Source organism: Mycobacterium sp. E3305, assembly GCF_001666785.1.
GTDB lineage: Bacteria > Actinomycetota > Actinomycetes > Mycobacteriales > Mycobacteriaceae > Mycobacterium.
The window spans coordinates 1-21,142 of record NZ_LZJA01000141.1; the positions used below are offsets into that span (position 1 = coordinate 1).

At 67.8% G+C, this 21,142-nt stretch carries 17 protein-coding genes and 3 pseudogenes; 11 read left to right on the top strand and 9 right to left on the bottom strand.

What is annotated here, in order from left to right:
- Positions 1-1,367: glucose-6-phosphate isomerase (gene pgi, locus A5701_RS12905; protein WP_067753635.1), on the top strand; the 1,367-nt coding region annotated here is incomplete at its 5' end.
- On the opposite strand, the gene A5701_RS12910 is transcribed toward pgi, so the two are convergent.
- Entirely contained in the window at positions 1,368-1,943 is a 576-nt protein-coding gene (locus A5701_RS12910; protein WP_067753727.1) for a TetR/AcrR family transcriptional regulator, read from the bottom strand. It abuts the gene before it with no gap.
- 92 nt (positions 1,944-2,035) lie between these two features.
- Here A5701_RS12910 and A5701_RS12915 point away from each other — a divergent pair, with 92 nt between their 5' ends.
- Positions 2,036-3,355 (top strand): oxygenase MpaB family protein, encoded by a 1,320-nt coding sequence (locus tag A5701_RS12915; protein ID WP_067753638.1) that lies wholly within the window; start codon positions 2,036-2,038, stop codon positions 3,353-3,355.
- A gap of 1 nt (position 3,356) precedes the next feature.
- Here A5701_RS12915 and A5701_RS12920 read toward each other — a convergent pair whose 3' ends face one another.
- From A5701_RS12920 to cobF, 4 genes and pseudogenes are all read right to left on the bottom strand, one after another.
- A complete protein-coding gene (locus A5701_RS12920; protein WP_067753641.1) occupies positions 3,357-4,106 on the bottom strand; it encodes an SDR family oxidoreductase in 750 nt (249 codons plus the stop codon).
- 41 nt (positions 4,107-4,147) lie between these two features.
- A complete protein-coding gene (locus A5701_RS28885) occupies positions 4,148-4,642 on the bottom strand; it encodes a zinc finger domain-containing protein (RefSeq protein ID WP_369807418.1) in 495 nt (164 codons plus the stop codon).
- Positions 4,643-4,768: 126 nt separating this feature from the next.
- A pseudogene (locus A5701_RS28890) lies at positions 4,769-5,011 on the bottom strand (DNA-formamidopyrimidine glycosylase family protein); the annotation flags it as partial.
- 5 nt (positions 5,012-5,016) lie between these two features.
- Positions 5,017-5,760 carry a precorrin-6A synthase (deacetylating) gene (gene cobF, locus A5701_RS12930; RefSeq protein ID WP_067753648.1) on the bottom strand — a complete coding sequence of 248 codons (744 nt, stop codon included), beginning with the start codon at positions 5,758-5,760 and terminating at the stop codon, positions 5,017-5,019.
- 120 nt (positions 5,761-5,880) lie between these two features.
- On the opposite strand from cobF, the pseudogene A5701_RS12935 reads away from it, so the two are divergent.
- Positions 5,881-6,675: pseudogene (locus A5701_RS12935) on the top strand (diiron oxygenase); the annotation flags it as partial.
- A 50-nt stretch (positions 6,676-6,725) separates the two neighbouring features.
- On the opposite strand, the pseudogene A5701_RS28895 reads toward A5701_RS12935, so the two are convergent.
- Positions 6,726-6,818 (bottom strand): annotated as a pseudogene (locus A5701_RS28895) (hypothetical protein); the annotation flags it as partial.
- Between the two features lie 207 nt (positions 6,819-7,025).
- Between A5701_RS28895 and A5701_RS12940 the strand changes: the two are divergent.
- From A5701_RS12940 to A5701_RS12950, 3 genes are all read left to right on the top strand, one after another.
- A complete protein-coding gene (locus A5701_RS12940; RefSeq protein ID WP_231968920.1) occupies positions 7,026-8,009 on the top strand; it encodes a DUF4873 domain-containing protein in 984 nt (327 codons plus the stop codon).
- A gap of 405 nt (positions 8,010-8,414) precedes the next feature.
- Complete coding sequence (locus A5701_RS12945; protein ID WP_067753730.1) at positions 8,415-9,179, top strand: STAS domain-containing protein; 765 nt, start codon at positions 8,415-8,417, stop codon at positions 9,177-9,179.
- Positions 9,180-9,268: 89 nt separating this feature from the next.
- Positions 9,269-10,135, top strand: a complete 867-nt coding sequence (locus A5701_RS12950) for an LLM class flavin-dependent oxidoreductase (protein ID WP_067753658.1) — start codon at positions 9,269-9,271, stop codon at positions 10,133-10,135.
- Between the two features lie 3 nt (positions 10,136-10,138).
- On the opposite strand, the gene A5701_RS12955 is transcribed toward A5701_RS12950, so the two are convergent.
- Positions 10,139-10,936 carry an enoyl-CoA hydratase/isomerase family protein gene (locus tag A5701_RS12955; protein ID WP_197498969.1) on the bottom strand — a complete coding sequence of 266 codons (798 nt, stop codon included), beginning with the start codon at positions 10,934-10,936 and terminating at the stop codon, positions 10,139-10,141.
- Between the two features lie 86 nt (positions 10,937-11,022).
- Between A5701_RS12955 and A5701_RS12960 the strand changes: the two genes are divergently transcribed.
- A complete protein-coding gene (locus tag A5701_RS12960; RefSeq protein WP_067753665.1) occupies positions 11,023-11,940 on the top strand; it encodes an SAM-dependent methyltransferase in 918 nt (305 codons plus the stop codon).
- Here the strand turns inward: A5701_RS12960 and A5701_RS12965 are convergent.
- Positions 11,937-13,874: a fumarylacetoacetate hydrolase family protein gene (locus A5701_RS12965; RefSeq protein WP_067753668.1), complete on the bottom strand. Its 1,938-nt coding sequence runs from the start codon at positions 13,872-13,874 to the stop codon at positions 11,937-11,939. The genes A5701_RS12960 and A5701_RS12965 overlap by 4 nt on opposite strands.
- On the bottom strand, positions 13,871-16,129 hold the full coding sequence (locus tag A5701_RS12970; protein WP_067753671.1) for an ATP-dependent DNA ligase: 2,259 nt from the start codon (positions 16,127-16,129) through the stop codon (positions 13,871-13,873). The genes A5701_RS12965 and A5701_RS12970 overlap by 4 nt, the downstream gene beginning before the upstream one ends.
- Before the next feature lie 126 nt (positions 16,130-16,255).
- Between A5701_RS12970 and A5701_RS12975 the strand changes: the two genes are divergently transcribed.
- The 4 genes from A5701_RS12975 (at position 16,256) to A5701_RS12990 (ending at position 21,058) form a co-directional block, all read left to right on the top strand.
- Positions 16,256-17,773: a mannitol dehydrogenase family protein gene (locus A5701_RS12975; RefSeq protein WP_067753675.1), complete on the top strand. Its 1,518-nt coding sequence runs from the start codon at positions 16,256-16,258 to the stop codon at positions 17,771-17,773.
- Complete coding sequence (locus A5701_RS12980) at positions 17,770-18,627, top strand: HAD family phosphatase (protein WP_067753678.1); 858 nt, start codon at positions 17,770-17,772, stop codon at positions 18,625-18,627. The genes A5701_RS12975 and A5701_RS12980 overlap by 4 nt, the downstream gene beginning before the upstream one ends.
- 110 nt (positions 18,628-18,737) lie before the next feature.
- On the top strand, positions 18,738-20,150 hold the full coding sequence (locus A5701_RS12985; protein WP_067753681.1) for a mannitol dehydrogenase family protein: 1,413 nt from the start codon (positions 18,738-18,740) through the stop codon (positions 20,148-20,150).
- Positions 20,147-21,058, top strand: a complete 912-nt coding sequence (locus A5701_RS12990; protein WP_067753684.1) for a carbohydrate kinase — start codon at positions 20,147-20,149, stop codon at positions 21,056-21,058. The genes A5701_RS12985 and A5701_RS12990 overlap by 4 nt, the downstream gene beginning before the upstream one ends.
- Positions 21,059-21,142: the final 84 nt, after the last annotated feature.

Genomic DNA, 21,142 nt, shown 5'->3' on the forward strand with positions numbered 1-21,142 from the left:
TGCACACCGCGCTGCGGCTGCCCCGCGACGCCGAGCTGATCGTCGACGGCCACAACGTCGTCGAGGACGTGCACGCCGTGCTGGACCGGATGGGTGACTTCACCGACCGGTTACGCAGCGGTGAATGGACCGGGGCCACCGGACAAAGAATCAGCACCGTGGTCAACATCGGCATCGGTGGGTCGGACCTGGGCCCGGTGATGGTGTATCAGGCGCTGCGTCATTACGCCGACGCAGGGATTTCGGCCCGCTTCGTCTCCAACGTCGACCCCGCCGACCTCATCGCCACCCTGGCCGACTTAGACCCTGCCACAACGCTTTTCATCGTCGCATCGAAAACGTTCTCGACGTTGGAGACCCTCACCAACGCGACCGCCGCGCGCCGCTGGCTGACCGACGCGCTCGGCGACGCCGCGGTGTCCAAGCATTTCGTGGCGGTCTCCACCAACAAACGCCTGGTCGACGACTTCGGCATCAACACCGACAACATGTTCGGCTTCTGGGATTGGGTCGGCGGACGGTACTCGGTCGACTCGGCGATCGGCCTGTCGGTGATGGCGGCGATCGGCAAGGAGGCGTTCGCCGATTTCCTGTCCGGATTCCACATCGTGGACCGGCATTTCAAGACCGCCCCGCTGGAGTCCAACGCGCCGGCGCTGCTGGGACTGATCGGGCTGTGGTACTCCAACTTCATGGGAGCTCAGTCGCGCGCGGTGCTGCCGTATTCCAACGATCTGTCCCGCTTCGCCGCCTATCTGCAACAGCTGACCATGGAATCCAACGGCAAGTCGACGCGCGCGGACGGCACCCCGGTCACCACCGATACCGGCGAAATCTTCTGGGGCGAACCGGGAACCAACGGCCAGCACGCCTTCTATCAGTTGCTGCACCAGGGCACCCGGCTGGTGCCGGCCGACTTCATCGGCTTCAGCCAGCCCCTCGACGACCTGCCCACGGTCGAGGGCACCGGAAGCATGCACGACTTGCTGATGAGCAACTTCTTCGCCCAGACCCAGGTGCTCGCGTTCGGAAAGACGGCCGAGGAGATCGCCGCCGAAGGCACGCCGGCCGACATCGTGCCGCACAAGGTGATGCCCGGCAACCGGCCGTCGACCTCGATCCTGGCCGACCGGCTCACGCCGTCGGTGCTGGGCCAGCTGATCGCCCTCTACGAGCATCAGGTCTTCACCGAGGGCGTCGTCTGGGGCATCGACTCGTTCGACCAGTGGGGGGTGGAGCTGGGCAAGACCCAGGCCAAGGCGCTGCTGCCGGTGATCACGTCGGACGGCTCGCCGGACCCCCAGTCCGACAGCTCGACCGACGCGCTGGTGCGCCGCTACCGGACCGAACGCGGGCGCACCAGCTAGTCAGCCCGTGCGGCTCATGACGTCGGAGCCCAATCGCCGTACAAAGGTACGCAAACGTTCCACCGTCGCGGTCTGCGGCTCGCTCAGGTGCAACTGCAGCAGTTCGCGTCCGGCCGCGTGCAGGATCCGCGCGGTGTACTCCGGGTCGTGCACGTGAGGATTGATGCGCAGCAATTCGGTGACGAAGAACTCCAGCACGACGGCCTGCGATTGCGCCAGCCGCGTATACAACTCCGGCGGAGCGCCCTGCGGCGGAAACAGGAACAGCCGCCACGTCGCCGGATGGGCGTCGACCGCGGCCAGCACCCCGTCGAACGCGACGACCAGCGACTGGTCCCCGGCGACGGCATCCAATCCCGAGACCGCCTCGGCGAATTGGGCGCCGGCCCGCGCCGCCTCACGGTCGATCAGTGCGACGAAGAGTCCCGCCGGGTCGCCGAACAGCTGATAGATCAACGACCGATTGATGCCGGCGGCCCCGGCGATGCGGTTGGGCGTGGCCGCGTGGAAACCCTCGGCGTCGACGATCGCGTGAGTGACGTCGAGGATCTGCTCGCGCCGGCCCTCGCCGGTCATGCGCCGCTTCGGGCTGCCCGCACTCATGCTTGACAGCATAACTAACAACTTGTGAGTATTGCTCACGAACTGTTAGTTAATCGGAGGCAGCGATGGTCACGTACTACCCCGAGCTCGCCGCGCGAGTGCGCAGCCAGCGCGATTTGCAGCCCGACCTGTATGGAGACTTCGACTTCGACCGGCGGCCGGACCGTCTGGCCACGGAACCGAACGTCGACTCGGCCCTGCCCGCCTGGATCGCCGACCGCGCACCGATTCTGCAAGACGACCGCGTGGTCGAGTTGATGAGCACGGCGACCCTGCTCGGCGACGTCGTCGCCGATCCCTATGCGGCACTGATGACTTCGCGCAGCGTCGCCCAGCTGATCGACATGCTCAAGACGGCCTGCCGAGAGGGAATCGAGTCGGTGCCCGACGCGCCCCCCGAACTGGTTTCGTTCATCGCCGCCATGGAGGCGACCCCGGAGTGGATCGACTTCGATCTGGTCCGGGAGGGCGCCCGCCACGAGCGGATTCCCGCAGCGCTGCTGGCACCCTTCATCACGCGCGGGGCCTTCATCGCGACCTTCACCAACACCTACGCCGCGCTGCCGATGGCCCTCACCGGCGCACTCTCGGGTAAGCGGGCCGCGCGCCGGGTGAACGAGACCGCCAGTTTCTTCGCCGTCACCACCCTCCCCGGTGCGCTGGATCGATTCGGCCCCGGTTTCGAGGCGGCCGCCATGGTCCGGCTGATGCACTCCATGGTCCGCTACAACGCCCTGAAGAAATCCGACAAGTGGGATGCCGCCGTATACGGCATGCCCGTGCCGCAGGTCGACCAGATGCCGGCCGGCATGATCGGCCAGTACCTGCTGGCCCGTAAGGCGCGCCAACAGGGCCGGACGGAGTTCACCCCCGAGGAGCGCGCGGTCGTCGAATTCGCCAGGTACCGCTGCTTTTTGCTCGGCCTACCGGAAGAACTGCTGCCCTCTGAACCGGCCGACATCGTCCACGTGATGCACGCGCGCTCGGCACTGCTGCGCGACGGGTTCGACAGCATCTGCCAAGAACTCGTCCGCGGCACGATGGCGGCCTACTTGCGCCCCGACACCACGCTGTTCGACCGTTGCGCGGAGGCGGTCGAAAAGAGTTTCAGCAAGCTCACTTTCGTTCGCACCTTCTGCAACGGGAATCGTGAGGTCGCCGAGGCGATGGGTGTCTCGATGGGGCCGACGGACCTCGTGCGCGTCGCCCTCACCGCGCCCTTCATCATCGGACGTTTTACCGCAGTGAGCCACGCCAGCCGCGTCCCCGTGCTCAGGGACATCACCGACGCGTACGTGATCGGGCTCCTCAAGCTACGGCTGGCAACCTACGGCAAGCCCGAATTCACGAGCGACGCAGAGCATTACACGCCGGTGCCGCACTGATTCAGGCGAACCACTTGGTGAGCGGGGGCGGCAGCACCCGCATCACCTGCACCAGCGGCGCCCACGGCCACCACGGCACCGCCGCCCGGCCGGGCTCGCGCTCCATGGCGGTGACGAGAGCGTTCACGCCAGTCTCGTTGTCCACCATCAACATCGTGCTGTTCGACTTGGCCGTCATCTCCGACTCGATGTAGCCGGGCTCGATGACCGAAACCTTGATGGGGCCCTTGGCGTATTCGGCGCGCAGGGATTCCCCCAGCGAGCTCAAGCCGGCCTTGCTCGCCGCGTAGGCGGCCTTGACGCCCGGCACGCCCTTGTTGCCGAGCACCGACGAGATGAGAACCAGATGTCCCGAACCGGCCTTGTTGAACATCTCCAGCGCGGTCTCGATCTGCACCAGCGCGGCAACCAGGTTGGTCTCGAGGGTCGCCTTGTTGGCCCACAGCTTGCCCGAGCCGAGTTTCGCGCCCTTGCCGATGCCCGCGTTGACGATGACACGATCGACGCCGCCGAGCTCGTCGCTGAGTTCACCGAAGACCTTCGGCACCTGCTCGTGGTCATTGACGTCCAGCGCCGCCACGGCGATCTTGATGCCCGGATACTGTTGGGAAAGTTCGGCTTTCAGCTCGTCGAGCCGGTCGGTGCGCCGGGCGCACAGCGCCAGGTCGCGGCCCTTCGCGGCGAACGCCCGCGCCATGCCGGCGCCCAGGCCGGAGCTGGCACCCGTGATGAGGATCTTCTGACGAGTCATCCGGGCAGCATATCGACAGGTGTCAAGTCGCGGGTCGCCGCCTACTTGAGCAGCCGCGACATCCGCCGGTCGGCCAGCACCTTGCCGCCGGTCTGGCACGTCGGACAGTATTGAAAAGACTTGTCCGCGAAGGAGACTTCGCGCACGGTGTCCCCGCACACCGGGCAGGGCAGGCCGGTGCGGGCGTGCACCCGCAGTCCGGAGCGCTTCTCCCCCTTGAGCGTGGCCGCGCCCTGGCCTACGGAGCGGCTCACCGCATCGCGCAGGACCGACACCATCGCGTCGTGCAGGGCGGTGAGCTGCTCATCGGTCAGCTTGCCGGCGGTGGCGAACGGGGAAATCTTGGCAACGTGCAGGATTTCGTCGCTGTAGGCGTTGCCGATGCCGGCGATCACCTTCTGGTCGGTGATGACCGTCTTGATCCGGCCGGTGTTGCCGGCCAACAGGCCGGCGAGATCGTCGACGGTCAGCTCCAGCGCGTCGGGTCCGAGGGCGGCGATGCCGGGGACGGACTGCGGATCACCGACGAGCCACACGGCCAGACGCTTCTGGGTGCCGGCCTCGGTGAGGTCGAAGCCGGGCGCATCGCCGGGCGTGCCGAGGTGCACGCGCAAGGCGATCGGGCCCTTGCCCGGCCGCAGCGGCGCCGCGGCCAGCTTGTCCGACCACCGCAACCACCCCGCCCGCGACAGGTGGGTGATCAAGGACAGCTCTCCCGCCTGCAGCCCCAGGTACTTGCCCCAGCGGTGGGCCCCGGTCACGGCTTGGCCGTGCAGCGCGCCCAGCGGCGGATCGAACGTTTTCAGCACGGAGAGCGCGCCGACATCGACGCGGCCGATCGTCAGGCCGACGGCATGGCGGCGCAGATGGTCGGCCAGGGCTTCGACCTCGGGCAGTTCCGGCACGCCCTTCAGTCTGCCGGTCTGAGTAAATAGGTGTCCATGATCCAGCCGTGCCGCGCGCGGGCGTCGGCGCGCAGCGACACGATCCGCGCCGCGACCTCGCCGACGGTGCCGGCCGCCAGCAGCTCGTCGGCGGTGCCCAGATAGGCGCCCCACCAGATGCGGGTGTCGGGCGGGCACGCCTGGAAGGAGCATTCGGCGTCGAGCATGACGACCGCCGATCCGGTCAACCCGTGCGCGCGCAGCTGCCGACCGGTGGTGATGAGCACCGGTTCCCCGACCTCGTTGAGTGGGATGCGATGCCGGGCGGTCAGCGCCTGCACCGCGGTGATGCCCGGAATCACATCGAAGGTGAACTCGAGCTCGGTGGCCACCGCCTCCAGGATGCGCAGGGTGCTGTCGTAGAGCGACGGGTCCCCCCAGGCCAGGAAGGCGCCGACACCGTCGGGTCCCAGCTCGGCGGCGATCGCGTCGGCCCAGACCCGCGCCCGCGCGGCGTGCCAGTCCGAGACGGCCTCGCGATAGTCGGAGCCGGCCGCGCGTTTGGGGTCGGGCAGCTCGACGAAGCGGTAGCCGGGCCCGCGGATGAACCGGGAGCAGATCTCCCGTCGCAGCGCCACCAGGTCGCTTTTCGCCTCGCCCTTGTCCATCGCGAAGAACACCTGGGTGTCGTTGAGCGCCTCGATCGCCTGGACGGTCACGTAGTCGGGGTCGCCGGCGCCGATGCCGATGACGTGGATATGCCGGCCCAAGAAACCCTCCTCGTCTCTTGCATCAGACTGCCGAATCGAAACCTGAAGGGCCTAGTCGGGGCCAAAAGTACCCAGTACCATGGGTACCGTCTGAAGCACCCAATGAAGGGACGCCAGCGCATGACAACTGCGGTGAAGCCAGGCGGGCCGAGTCGTGAAGAGTTTTCGGAGCGCCTGCTGAGGGGCTCGGTCAAAAAGTCCTACGAGCCGGTCGTTGACATCGACTGGGACGCCCCGCTGGATCCGGACAAGTTCTACCTGCCGCCGCGCCTGGTGTCGCTGTACGGCACGCCGATGTGGGACGAGATGACCCGCGAGCAACAAATCGAGCTCTCGCGCCAGGAGTTGGTCAACACGCTGTCGGCCGGGATCTGGTTCGAGAACATGCTCAATCAGTCGCTGCTGCGAACGATCCTGCACGAGGACCCCACCAGCAAGTCGACCCACTACAAGCTGACCGAGTTGGGCGACGAGACCCGCCACATGGTCATGTTCGGCAAGGCCATCGAGCGTATCGGCGCAAAGCCGGTGCGGCCGCGGCTGTTTCACCGGATGATCATCAACGCGCTTCCGCTGGCGTTTCAGCGCGGCTCGATGCTGTGGGTGGCCGCGCTGATCGGTGAAGAAATCTTCGATTCGCTGCAGCGGCAGATGATGGACGACCCGGAGCTGCAGCCAATCATCCAGCGCCTCATGCGGATTCACGTCACCGAGGAGGCGCGCCACATCCAGTTCGCCCGCGACGGCGCCCGTAAACGCGTGGCCGAAATGCCCCGGATCAACCGCTGGTTCATGGCCAACATCAACGGGCTGGGCGGCTACTTCTTCAACTACCTGTTCAGCAATCCGATCCCGTACGCGCGCACGGGTCTGGACCCGAGGCGGGCGCGACACATCGCGCGCACCAGCCCGCACCGCCGCGAGATGCAGGTGGCCGGATTCGCCCCGCTGGCGGGGTTCCTGAGCGAGGTGGGCCTGCTCGGCCCGATCGCGCGCCGCGGCTGGAAGCGCAGCAGGTTTCTGTGACGCGGCCGGGCGGCCTCGCTGACTCCCGCCACCCCGTAGCCGTCCTCGGCCCGCGCGCCGACGCTCCCACTGCGTTGGCGGCCGCGGGCGTCACAGACTTCGTCGTCCTCGACGAGCACGTCGCGCGGGTCCAGTCGGTGTTCGACGACGCGACAGACACCTGGCTGTTGACGACGGCCGACGGCGAGGCCGCGCGGGCGCGGGCCGTCATCACCGCCGAGCCGCCGTTCGTCCCCTGGCTGCCGGACATCGCGGGCCGCGACGCCTTCCCGGGACAGTCATTTCACGCGGCGACGTGGGCACCCGAGTTCGATCCGTACGGCAAGCGCATCGCCATCGTCGGCACGGACGCGAGCGCCGGCCACCAGATCGGCCGGCTGACCCGGGCGGCCGCGTCGGTCACCGTCTTCGCCCACTCGCCGCGCAGGGTCGTCACCGAGGTACCGCTGTGGTCCACCCGCGCCAAACGCCGGCTGCGGCACCCACTCCGGCCGGCCGACGCCCATCGCCCTTCGGTCGCAAGGTCGCCGATAGCGGCGGTCACCGAGTCGGGCATCCGCACCCGCGACGGCGCCGACCATCACGTCGACGCCATCATCTACGGCACCGGATTCTCCATTCCCGAGGAGTCGGCCGATCAAGCGTTCGTCGGCGCCGGCGGTCTGACCATCCGGCAGGCCTGGCACGACGGGATGGAGCCGTTCTACGGTGTGGCGGTTCGCGGCTTTCCCAACTACTTCTTCATCACCGGGCCCGACACCGGCGCGCAGGCGCGCTACATCGCCGAGTGCCTGCGCCTGATGGAGCGCACGTCCAGCAGCCGCATAGAAGTGCGCGCCAGCAGCCTGCGGGTGTTCAACGAGCGCGCACAGCTGTCGCCCGACCAGGCCCCGCCGGTCGCCTCCGCCTTCGACCTGTCGGCCGGCGCACCGGAGCGCGACGACACCTATGACGGCGCCGCGACGCTGGAGATCGCCGGCGTCCGCCATCCGGTCCGGGTCCGGCTCACCGGACACCTCGACCCGATCGACGGCCGCTACCACTGGCAGGGGACGGTGTCCGCATCGCCGTCGCAGCCGCTGCCCGACGAGGCGCTCGGGCAAGCACGGACCGCGACGTTGACCGTGGGCCGGCGCAGCGCCGCCGCCCGCATCGTGGAACGGACGCCGTGGGGCACGCACTCGGTCGCCGGGGTTGGCGCCCCGCCGTACGCGTCGCGCTGACCCACCCACCTTTCCCGCCCGACCCACGGTTTCTCCGGCCTCGTCATTGCGTTTGGCGGAACGCAGAAGGTGGTAGTCCCGGGGGATGCGCGTGCTGCGCAGCGAAAACGAACAATGTGTTCGGCGCGGTAGAGGCAGGGGCCTCGCACGGGTGGGGACGGGCACGCGCCTCACTCACACCGCGCTCCCCGCCGCGCGCGTTTTCAATGTCACGCCCGTGGGCTGCGCTTTCCGGTGGCGTCCGGCGCGCTTGCCCCCAATTAGACTTTTGCCGCTGAGGGCGGATACTCAAGCAGTTGGCCCGGGTGTGATTCGAGGAGCAGGGATGGAACCGGACGACGCGACGCAGCCGGGCGTCCGGGCGCCTCGACACCAGAGGCCCCCGCAGGGAAAGGGGTTGCTGTGGTGAGCTCGGTAGCTGAGTCCCCCAGCTCGCTGGCCGTCGCGACGCGGACCGATCAGTCGGCGACCGTCCTGACCGTGGACGGTGTCCTCGACGCCACCAACTCCGCGACGCTCCGCGAACACATCCTGCAGGCCACGCTGGATGAGCCGGCTGCCGTCATCGTCAACATCTCCGCGCTCAAGGTGCTCGCCGAATTGGCGTGGTCCACCTTCATCGGCGCGCACTGGCAGGTCCGCAGCAATCCGGATGTTCCGATCGTGTTGGTCTGCGCGCACCGCGGAACGCGCGAGGCCATCTCCCGCAGCGGCGTCGCCTACTTCATGCCGGTGTACTCGACCGAAAAGGCGGCGCTGAAGGCGCTCGGCCAGCAGAGCCGGCGCGCCGTGCGTCGCGCCGACGCTCAGCTGCCCGCCGACCTGACCAGCCTGCGCGAGTCGCGCCGCCTGGTCCGCGAATGGCTCACCACCTGGTCCCAATCCACGCTCATTCCGGTCGCCCTGGTGGTGGTCAACGTGTTCGTCGAGAACGTCCTCGAACACACCCCGAGCGTTCCCGTGATGCGGCTCGAGAGCCACGGGCCGACGGCGACCATCGCAGTGTCCGACAGCAGCCATGCCCCGGCCGTTCGGCTGCCGTCGCCGACGACCGGGATCGACGTCTCCGGCCTGGCGATCGTCGAAGCGCTGTCACGCGCGTGGGGCAGCACGCCCACCGCAAGCGGCAAGACGGTCTGGGCGGTCATCGGCCCCGAAAACCAGCTCTGACGCCTTATTGTGCTGGGAACCCGGCCGCGGGTAGAACTAGAACACGTTCTAATCTCGTGTGACGACCGGTTTCCAGGAAGGCAGATGACGTGCGGTTCACCTACGCGGAGGCGATGACCGACCACAGGTACTACATCCCGCTGGCCCAGGCGGCCGAGGCGGCCGGGTACCACGCGATGACGATCGCTGACAGCATTGCCTACCCCTTCGAGTCGGATTCGAAGTACCCGTACACCCCCGACGGCGATCGCGAGTTCCTGGACGGCAAGGAGTTCATCGAAACCTTCGTGCTGACAGCGGCGTTGGGTGCGGTGACGACGAAGCTGCACTTCAACTTCTTCGTGCTCAAGCTGCCCATCCGGCCGCCTGCGCTGGTGGCCAAGCAGATCGGTTCGCTGGCCGCGCTGACCAACAACCGGGTGGGCTTCGGTGTCGGCACCAGCCCATGGCCGGAGGACTACGAACTGCTGGGCGTCCCATTCGCCAAACGCGGCAAGCGCATGGACGAATGCATCGAGATCATCCAGGGCCTGACCACCGGCGACTACTTCGAGTTCCACGGCGAGTTCTATGACATCCCGAAGACGAAGATGACGCCGGCTCCCACCCAGCCGATCCCGATCCTGATCGGCGGGCACGCCGACGCGGCCCTGCGCCGCGCGGCCCGCCTGGACGGCTGGATGCACGGGGGCGGTGACCCGGAGGAACTCGACGGGCTCATCGCCAAGCTCAAGCGGTATCGCGAAGAGGCGGGTAAGACGGGGCCGTTCCAGATTCACGTCATCTCGGCCGACGCCTACACCGTCGACGGGATCAAACGCCTCGAGGACAAAGGCGTCACCGACGCCATCGTCGGCTTTCGCATCCCCTACATCAAGGGCAAGGACACCGAGCCGCTGGAGAACAAGATCCGCAACCTCGAGATGTTCGCCGAAAACGTCATCGCGAAGGTCTAGCCCTCACAGCGGATCCCACTTCGGCGCCCGCTTCTCCATGTGGGCGGTGGCCGCCTCGACGGGGTTGTTGGTGAAGCCGCTGAGGATCTGGGTGCGGTTCTCGATCTCGATGGCGTGCCGCAGGCTGGGCGCGTCCAGCGCCGCGTTGAGGCCGATCTTGGTTTGCCACACGCCGTAGGCGTTGTTCTCCGTGATCGAGCGGGCCACCCGCAGCGCGGCCGGCATCAGGTCGTCGGGGGCCACCACCTCGTGCACCAGATGGATGCGGTAGGCCTCGGCCGCGTCGATGATGCGGCCGGAGAGCATCAGTTCGCGCGCCACGCCTGCGCCGACGATTTTCGGCAGCAGGTAACTGGTGCCCATGTCCATCGACGAGAAGCCCGCCTTGATGAACGCGGACCCGAACCGGGCGTGCTCGGACGCGACCCGGACGTCGGACACCAGCGTGAACGCCAACCCTCCCCCGACCGCCACGCCGTTGACGGCGGCAATCACCGGAATGGGCAGCTCGTAGATCCGGGTGAACAGGTCGGCCAGGCGAACCTGGGAGTCGTAGTTGACCTTGAAGGGCGGGGTCGTCGGTTTGGGCTTGGTCCACGGTTCACCGGTGCCGCTCAGATCCGCCCCGGCGCAGAATCCGCGTCCGGCGCCGGTCAGGATCGCGGCCCTGAACTCGCCGCCACCGAGCTGGTCAAGGGCGTGGTGCACGCCGTCGATCAGCGATCCGTCGATGGCGTTGAGGCGCTCGGGGCGGTTCAGCGTGATACGGGCGATGTCGTCTTCGAGGGTTTCGAATTCCACTGCGGGCATAGGGGGAACCGTAGGCGACGCCAGTGTTCACCGGCGGGGCATACCGTGGTTTGGCCGCCACAACTGAAGGAGAAGCCATGGCACGAACCGAGGGTGACAGCTGGGACCTGGCCAACAGCGTGGGAGCGACGGCCACCATGGTCGCCGCCGCCCGGGCCGCCGCAAGCAAGCGTCCGCAGCCGGTCATCACGGACGACTTCGCCGAGCCGCTGGTGCGTGCCGTGGGATTGGAGGTGTTCACCCGGCTCGCCAGCGGCGAGCTCGATCCCGATGAGCTCGAGCAGAGCGTCGGCTTTCACCGGATGGTCGACACGTTCGCCGCCCGCGCCCGGTATTTCGACGACTATTTCGCCGCGGCGGGGCAGGCCGGGCTGCTCCAGGTGGTGATCCTGGCGTCAGGGCTCGACGCGCGCGCCTACCGGCTGCGCTGGCCGATCGGGACGACGGTGTACGAAATCGATCAGCCCGAGGTGATCGCGTTCAAGGCGGCGACGATGTCGGAGATCGGGGCGGCGCCGACCGCCAAGCTTCGCGACGTCGGGATCGACCTGCGCGACGATTGGCCGGCCGCGCTGCAGGAGCAGGGCTTCGATCCGGCCCATCCCACGGCATGGCTCGCCGAGGGCGTGCTGATCGGGTGGCTCCCGCCGGACGCCGAGATCCGGCTGCTGGACTCCATCATCCCGCTGTCCGCCGAGGGCAGCCGGTTCGCCGCGGATTACGGCACCGTGACCGGCACGTCCCCGGCGGCCGAGGAACAAGCGCGGCGGATGACCGAGGGCTGGCGACGGCACGGACTCGAAATGGACCTGAGCACCTTGACGTATCCGGGCGAGCACACCGATGTCGCCGCGCATCTGCATGAGAACGGTTGGGAGACCACCGAATCGCGGCTCACCGATCTGTTCTCCGCGGCCGGGCTGCCGGACCTGGGGCAGGCCGCAGACCAGGTGCCGGCGACCACGATCAAATTCGTGCGGGCCGTGCGGCTTTAGCCCCGCTTGGCCAGCCATTCGGCCTGCATCACCAGCAGGGCCATGACCTCCAGCTGCGGGGTCTGCGGGTCGAGTTCGCGGTACCGCTGATAGACGTTGACGACGACGCGCTCGGCATCCAGCCAGGAGGCGTACTCACCGAGATCGATGGTATCGGCGGCCTCGGACCACGACTGCCCGCGGCGGTATGCGGCCTCAGCTTGTTCGGAGACATAGGCGAGATATCCACGCACCGCACGGATTCCGTCGGGATCGCTGACGGGGCCGTGTCCGGGCACGACCGTCGCCGCGTCGAGCGCGATCATCGTGTCGCACGCGGCGATCCAGTTCGAGATCGGGCCGGCCCACACGATCGGGGTGCAGCCGATGAACAGCAGATCGCCGCCGAAGAGCACGCCCGCGTCGGGCACGTGCACCACCGAATCGGCGGCGGTGTGCGCGGGGCCGAGGTTCAACAGGTCGATGCGCCGCCCACCGACCTCGATCGTCATTTCGCGGTCGAACGTCTGGTCGGCGTTGCGCACAGTGATGCCGCTGAAGTCGAAGTGTCCGAAGCGGTCTCGCGTGTAGGGGGTCGCGACGGGACCGAGGTTCGCGGTCTGCGCCATCGCCAGCATCTCGGGCGCCATGCCGTGCGCGATCTCCTCGGCGGTCCCCCGCGCGGCGATGATCCGCACCGAGGCGCCGAGCAGCTGGTTGCCGTGGGTGTGGTCCCCGTTGGAGTGGGTGATCAGCGCGTCGGTGATGGGCGCCGCCGAGGTGATATCCCGCATCGCCGCAAGCATTTCCCGGGTCAGCGCCAGATCGAAGAGCGTGTCCACGAGCAGCGACGCGCCGTCGCCGGCGACCAGTCCGGCGTTGCTCCACCCGTAGCCTCCGTCGGGCAGCGTCCACGCCCATACCCGATCGGCGACCTGGTGCAGGCCGCGGGTATAGGGCACCTTCGCGGGTGCCCGGTTCACCCGCGGCGCCGCGGGCGCGGCGTCCGGATTGGGTCGGGCCGCCAACGGGTGGGGCGCGGCGCTGACGCGCACCGTCTGCCGGGTCTCCCCGAGTCCCTGCACCCGGAGCGTGACCACGTCGCCGTCGTGCAGCCAGCCGGGGAATGAGCCCGGCGCCGCTGGGTTCAGGTGCTCGACGAGCGTGCACGTCGGGACGGTGCCTGAGCCGATGACGTCGCCGGGGGCGAGGGTCACGCCGCGCGAGGCGTAGGAGATGACTTCGCCGAAGCTCCAATCCATTTGAGCGGTCGACCCCGAACCGATCACGGCGTCGTTGACCAGGGCGGTCACCCGCAGGTCCAGTCGGCCGGCGCGGCCGTACGGCGCGAGCTCGTCGGGTGTCACCAGGTAGGGGCCCAGCGTGACGCCGCTGTCCTTGCCCTTGCCCTGCCCGATCCCGAGTTGGCTTTCCAGCTGTTGCAGGTCGCGTGCCGACCAGTCGTTGAAGATGGTGTAGCCGATGATGGCCCGCTCGGCTTGGTCGACGGTCAGGTCGCGTCCACCGGTTCCGATGATCGCGGCGATCTCCAATTCGAAGTCCTGCCAAGCGCTTCCGGGGGCGGCGGAAGCGTCGTCGTATGGACCCAAGACCGTTGCCGGACAGGCGAAGTAGAACGCGGGTATGCGATACCAGGTGTCGGCGAGGGTGCGCCCGGCACCGAGCGCGGCCTGGCAGTTGCGCATGTGATCCAGAAAGCACAGCGAGTCGCGGATGGACGGCGGGCGCGGGATCGGCGCCAAGAGCCGCACCGCGTCCAGCCGCACGGTCGCCGCGGGGGCACGCAACGCCTCTTCGCCGGCGGCGCGCAAGCCTTCCGCGCCACGGCCGATCAGGTCGAGAAGGGTCACGCCGGCGGGCATCGCGTAGATATCTTCGTCGGCGAGCACCCCGGTGCGTTCGCCACCGGCGTCGAGGTAGGTCACCCATTTCATTCCCGCACCACCTCACTCGGTTCCTTGTCCGGCCGTAGGCCTCGCCAACTCGATTGGCGTAGGCGGTCATCCGGCGTCCACTCGCTGTAGCGCACTTCTCCCACCAGCACCGGCTCGACGAACGTCACACCCCTGGACTCGCTGCGTGGAAGCGGTGGGTTGAACGGGGATTGCTCGGTGTGCAGGGGAGCCAGCGTCTTCTTCAGGCTCGCCAGGTCACGTTCGGTGAACCCGGTACCGACCCGCCCGGCGAAGTGCAGGCCGCCGTCGGTGGGGATGCCCATCAACAGGGAGCCGATGCCGCTGCTGCGGCCGCCCTCGCCGGCCTTCCAGCCGCCGATGACCACTTCCTGGGTGTTCCAATGTTTGTCCTTGATCCAGGACGCCGAGCGTCGGCCCGGTTGGTAGGTGGAGTCCCGCCTCTTGGCGACCACGCCCTCCCAGCCATGCTTGCCGGAGTGCTCCAGCGCCTGTTTCCCGTCGCCGGGCAGCAACTCGGGCACGATGAGCTCGCTGCCGCCGGCGAGTGTTTCCAACAGCTTTCGACGATCTTGGTAGCGCGCCCGCAGCAGCGAGCGACCGTCGAGGTAGAGCAGGTCGAACGCCCAGAATTGCACGCGGCTGCCGCGCCCCCGGTTCTGCATCGCGTGGAAGCTGGGCACCCCGGCGGCGTCCAGGACGACGGCCTCCCCGTCGAGCACTACGTGATGATCGGCCAGATCGGTTGCCAACGAACGCAATTGGGGGTATTCGTTGGTGACCTCGCGACCGCGGCGGGACCGCACCCGCAGGCCGCCGTGGTCGATTTCGACGAGCAGTCGGTAGCCGTCCCATTTGCCTTCGAACGCCCACTGGCTCGCCTTGCACGCCGCGATCGAACCGTGGGTGGCGAGCATCGGCGCGATCCCGTCGAAGTCGAAGGTCTTCTGGTCCTTCATGCGGTGCGCCAGCCACTGGTCGCCGTTGGTTTGGATCAGCGCGTAGCGCCCGGTGACCTTGTTGCCGTGCAGATTCACGATCACCTCGTCGTCGTGAAATTTCTCCGCCTCATACGTTCCGGCGTCCCAGATGAGCACCTTCCCGGCGCCGTACTCCCCCCTGGGGATGTTGCCCTCGAACGTGGCGTATTCCAGCGGATGGTCCTCGGTGTGTACCGCCAGATGGTTCACCGATGTGGTTTCGGGGAGGTTCTTCGGCACCGCCCACGACACCAGCACGCCGTCTTTCTCCAGCCGGAAGTCGTAATGCAGCCGGCGGGCGTGGTGCTCCTGGATGACGAATGAATTGCCGTGGCCGGTAAGAGGTTTCGTCCGCGGAACCGGCTCCGGGGTCTTCGACGCGTCCCGCATGCTGCGGTACCTGGTCAACCGGTCCGCGACGGCGACGTCGTTGTCCAGCGCCGCCAGCAGATCGCCCTCGCGGGCGACCCGGTCCAGCACCTCGTCGTAGCGCAACTGCCGCAGCGTCGCAGGGTCGTCGATCTCCTCCCACGTGCGCGGGGCCGCGACCGTCGGGTGTTCGCGTCCGCGCAGCGAATACGGCGCGATCGTGGTTTTGGCGCCGTTGTTCTGGCTCCAGTCGAGGAACACCTTGCCCGCGCGCAGGCTTCGCGTCATGGTCGAGGTGACCAGCTTGGGCATCGACTTTTCCAATTGCTGGGCAACACGTTTCGCCAACACGGTCGCGCCCTTGCTGCTCACCGGTTCCGCCAGCGGGGCGTAGAGGTGCAGGCCTTTGCTGCCGCTGGTGAGCGGGAACAGGGTCAGCCCGATGCCGTCGATGAGGTCGCGAACGGCGTGGGCCACGTCTGCCAGCTGGGCCATGGTCACGCCTTCACCGGGATCGAGATCGAACACCAGTCGGGTCGCCGGGCCGGGCTTGAGCTCTTCGGCCTTGCTTCGCGTCCACTCGGCGACGAACCGCCATTGCGGCACGTGCACTTCCAGCGCGGCCTGTTGCGCGATCCAGGCCAGCCCGTCGGGGCTGTCGATGATCGGGTACGTCGTAGTTCCCGAACGGTGCTTGACGCTGGCGCGGGGCAACCATTCCGGCGCAGAGGAAGCCAGCTGCTTTTCGAAAAACGATGACTCCTCAACGCCATTCGGCCAGCGCTTGCGGGTGGCCGGGCGCCCCGCGATATGCGGGATCATCACCTCGGCGATCCGGGTGTAATAGTCGAAGACGTCCCGCTTGGTCGTCCCGGTGGCGGGGTAGAGCACCTTGTCGGCGTTGGTGAGTTTCACCCGCGGTGCCATGTTGTCAACTTACGCGTCTGACCAGTGATCATCGTTACCCACCACGGATTATGTCTCAAACGTAAATTTCTGTGACATCGGTTACGAAGACGTTAGACCCGCGGGCACCACGGGCACGGGATAGCGATGCGCACAACGCCCAGACGTCCAGCAAGCGGCGTCCCCCTCAGCAATGCCACCCTGCGACTGCACTCCCAGCGAATCGCGGTACCCACATACGAGAGGTCGGCCCTGCAGCGCGGTGTCGTTCACATCGGCGCGGGCAACTTTCATCGCGCCCATCAAGCCGTGTACTTCGACGACCTTGCCCGCTCGGGGATTTCGCACCGTTGGGGCGTTACCGGTGTGAGCCTCCACTCGCCGGGGGCCAAAGACCTGCTGTCGGCACAGGACGGGCTTTACACAGTGGTTCAGCGCGGCCACGACGGCCAGACCGCCCGCGTGGTGGGTTCGATCGGGTCGGTTCATTTCGCGCCGCACGACGGCGCGGCCGTGCGCGCGGCGCTGGCAGATCCGCAAACCCGAATAGTCAGCCTGACGATCACCGACAACGGATACTTCCTGGATCCGGTCACCGACCAATTCGACGCCGATCATCCCGACGTGCGCGCCGACCTGGTCGCGTCCGGTGGCTACGCCACCGCGTGGGGGTACCTGGCCGAGGCTCTCGACCGGCGCCGCCGCGCAGGGTTCGCACCGTTCACCGTGCTCTGCTGCGACAACATTCCCGGCGACACCCGGCCGGCGAGAACCGCGTTGATCTCGTTCGCGGCGTGCAAGGACCCGGGGCTTGCCCGCTGGATCGAAAGGCACGTCGCGTTCCCGTCGACGATGGTCGATCGCATCACCCCGCAAACGTCGACTTCGGAGCGCGAGTTCGTCGAGCAGACGTTCGGCGTGGCCGACAAGTGTCCGGTCGTGACCGAACCGTATCGCCAATGGGTGATCGAGGATTCGTTCAGCAACGGTCGGCCGCCGCTCGAGGAGGTCGGGGCCGAATTCGTTGCCGACGTCAGCGACCACAAGCTGATCAAGACGCGCCTGCTCAACGGAACCCATATCGCGCTAGCGTGTTTGGCGACCCTGGCCGGTTACCAGCGCACCGACGAAGCGATGCGGAACCGCGTCATATGCGACTACGTCGAGACACTGCTGCGCGAGGAGATTCAGCCGTTGCTGCCGGCCGTGCCGGGGATGAACACCCCGCAGTACCGCGCCACCTTGCTCGATCGGCTCAGCAATCCCAGCATGAGCGACCAATTGTCGCGGCTGGCCCGGCGGGGGACGACCAAAATCACTTCCTTCGTGCTGCCGTCCCTGCAGGAGGCGATCGCGCAGGGCAGACCGCACACGCTGCTGACGTTGGCTGTTGCCGGGTGGGCCCGGTACATGCGGGGCCACGACCTGCAGGGCCGCCGGCTCCGCCTCGAGGACTCGCAGGCGATACCGGTGGCTAAATTGGCGAACATGGCCGGCAACAACCCTGACCCCCTGCTGCGGCATGCGATGTTCGCCGAGCTACGCGCCGTTCCCGGTTTCGCGCGGCGCCTGGGCGACATGATCGCCGATATCGACACGCGCGGCGTGGTGCCCACGTTGCGTGACGCGATGCGCAACGACGAGCGAGAGTTGGTGTCACGATGAACGCTCACCTGACCTTTGTGCGCGCGTTCGACCCGGCGCCGATCACCACCTTGCTGTGTGACGCCGACGACAACCTGTTCGCTTCGGAAAGGCCGGCGTTCGAAGCGTCGACCGATGTGATGAATCGTTTCCTGGCCAGGTTCGGCGTGACCGCCCCGCTCGACTCGGAGGAGTTGCGTAAGCGGGCCGTCGGGAAGAACTTCCGCGCGATGGCCCTCGACCTGGCGACCCAGTGCCGGCTGCCGCTCGATCAGACGTTGGCGCACGGCCTTCCCGCGGCGGTGGTTGCCTCAGCCCAGGACGTGGCGAAGGGCAACGCGTTGTCCGCCGACGAACTCGAGCAGTGGGTGCGCGAAGAGCGCGAACGGGTCACCGCGCATCTCGCCGTCACGCTGACCCCCGACCCGCGGGTGCTCGAACCGCTGCGCGACCTCGCGCCCCGCTACGCGCTCGCTGCCGTGAGCTCCAGCGCCACCAAGCGCCTGCGCGCCTGCTTCGCCGCCACCGGCATCGACTCGCTGATACCCGAGGCGCTGACCTTCAGCGCGGAGGATTCGCTTGCGGTGCCGACAAGCAAACCCGATCCGGCGGTCTATCTGCATTCCGGTCAGGTGATGGGCGTCGCGGCAGAACAAGGCCTCGCCATCGAAGACTCCGTCGCCGGCGTGAGCTCCGCGGTCGCGGCCGGCTACGCCACGGTGGGCAACCTGATGTTTGTGCCACCTGACGAACGGGATTGCCGCCGAGAGGATTTGATCGATGCCGGGGCAGTCGCGATAACCCATTCGTGGCGTGCGCTCGCCGATGTCCTGCTGTCGTCGGCCGTGCCGGCGGGGGGTCCCCCGCTCACCTAGGGGCATCGGATGGTCCAAGCCGCTGGGCTTCGGCCCGGGGCCGTCATACCGTCGAGAGGTGCCGCGAACCCGGTAACGATCGGGGCCGTGGCCCGGTGAGGAGTTGGCCAATGGTGGCTGGCGCGATCAACCTGAACAATGCGTCGCTGTCCGAACTGCCGATCGAGGCGCCGAACTATGACCGCGGGGACGTGACCGTCGGCATCGCGCATATCGGCGCCGGTCATTTCCACCGCGCGCATCAGGCTGCGTACATCAACCTGCTGCTGCAGCAGGGGCTGGCACGCGAATGGGGTATCTGCGGCGTGGGCGTGATGCCCGCCGACTGGACGATGCGCGACGTCCTCAACGGTCAGGACGGGCTGTACACGCTGATCTTGGAGAACCCCGACGGCAGCCGGGACGCGCAAGTGATCGGGTCGATCGTCGACTACCGCTACGCCCCGGACGATCCCGAATCAGCGTTGGAGGTGCTCGCCGCGGCCTCCACCCGGATCATTTCGCTGACCATCACCGAAGGTGGGTACCGCGATCCCGACGGGCCGGCGTTCGCGTTGATCGCCGAGGCGCTCGCCAGGCGGCGCGATCGCGGAGTCCCCGCACCGACGGTCGTTTCCTGCGACAACATCGAGAACAACGGCGAGGTCGCCAAGCGCACCGTGCTCGCCAGCGCCGAACGCAGGGATCCCGCGTTGGCCGAGTGGGTGGCGGAGAACGCCCGCTTCCCCAGTTCGATGGTCGATCGCATCACTCCGGCAACGACTTTGGAGATGGCCGCGGAGGTGCGGCGCGACTTCGGCGTTGACGACCGGTGGCCGGTGGTGGCCGAACCGTTCACCGCGTGGGTGATCGAAGACGACTTCGCCGACGGCAGGCCTCCACTGGAGCGGGCCGGGGTGCTGATGGTCGACGACGTGCGCCCGTACGAGCTGATGAAGCTGCGGCTACTCAACGCGGGACATCAGTGCCTGGCCTACTTCGCCCATCTGTGCGGCTTCCAGTTCGTCCACGAGGCGGCGCGCGATCCACTCTTCGCCACATTCTTGCTCTCTTACTTTGACGCCGAGGCCATCCCCACCCTGCCGCCGGTGCCCGGAATCAACCTGCACGAATTCGGCCGCACGCTGGTCGAGCGGTTCGCCAACCCGGCCGTGCGCGACACCGTCGCGCGCATCTGCGCCTACTCGTCGGACCGCATCCCGAAATGGCTGTTCCCCGTCATCTGCGACAACCTGGCCAACGGCGGCCCGGTTCAACTGGCGGCCGCGGCGGTGGCGAGTTGGGCGCGCTACGCGGAGGGCACCGACGAATGGGGAAAGCCGTATGAGGTGGTGGACCAGCTCGCGGATTCGCTCATCCCGATCGCCCGATCGCAGAACCGGAACCCCACCGCGTTCATCGAAGTGACCGCCGTGTTCTGCGATCTGGCCCACCAACCACGGTTTGTCGAGGCGTATTGCTGGGCCCTGGATTCGTTGCACCACAAGGGAGCTCGGGCGACGCTGGAGGCTCTGGTGCGATGACCCGCGGCCTGGTGATCGGCGAATCGCTGATCGACATCGTCAACGGCGACGAGCATGTCGGCGGCAGTCCGCTCAACGTCGCCGTCGGGCTCGGCCTGCTGGGCCGCGATATCGATTTCCTGACCCACATCGCCGACGACCGACAGGGGCGGCGCATCGCCGACTACGTGAAAACTGCTGGCGCACAGCTTGTCCCGGGCAGCGTTTCGGCCACCCGGACGCCGACCGCGGTAGCGACTCTGTCCGCTGATGGCTCGGCCACCTACACGTTTGACCTACAGTGGCGACTTTCCGGCACGCCCGAGGTTCCCCCGCCGGTGTTGGTGCACACCGGGTCCATCGCCGCCGTACGCGAGCCGGGCTGCCTGGCGGTCGCGGCGTTGGTCGACGCCTACCGCCTGTCGGCCACGATCACCTTGGATCCCAACGTGCGTCCGTCGCTGATCACCGACCGCGATTCGGCCCGCGCGCGCATCGAGCACCTGGCCGAGCGCAGCGACGTCGTGAAGGTCAGCGACGAGGACCTGCGCTGGATCGATCCCCAGCACGAGCCCGAGCAGACGGCCCGGGCGTGGCTGGCGTCGGGGCCGGCGATCGTCGTGGTGACGATGGGGGCCCGCGGCGCGGTTGCGCTGTGTTCGGCCGGCGAGGCGCGCGTGGCCGCCAGGCCGGTCCAGGTGGTGGACACCGTGGGCGCCGGCGACGCCTTCACGGTCGGCCTGCTGGACGCGCTCTGGGGGATGGACTTGTTGGGCGCCGACCGGCGCGCCGCCCTGCGCCGCATCTCGATCGACGCCCTGACCGGAGCGCTCGAGGCGGCCGCGCTGTCGTCTGCGGCGACCGTGGGCCGCGCCGGGGCGCAGCTGCCCGACCGCGCCGAGCTGCGGGCGCAGGCAAACCGGCGCTAGCTTCCCGGCCGGCTTCGATGCGGTCACGAGCTGGGCGCAACGGCCCCGCGTCCTGTTAGCCGGCGAACAGTATGGGCATACTGA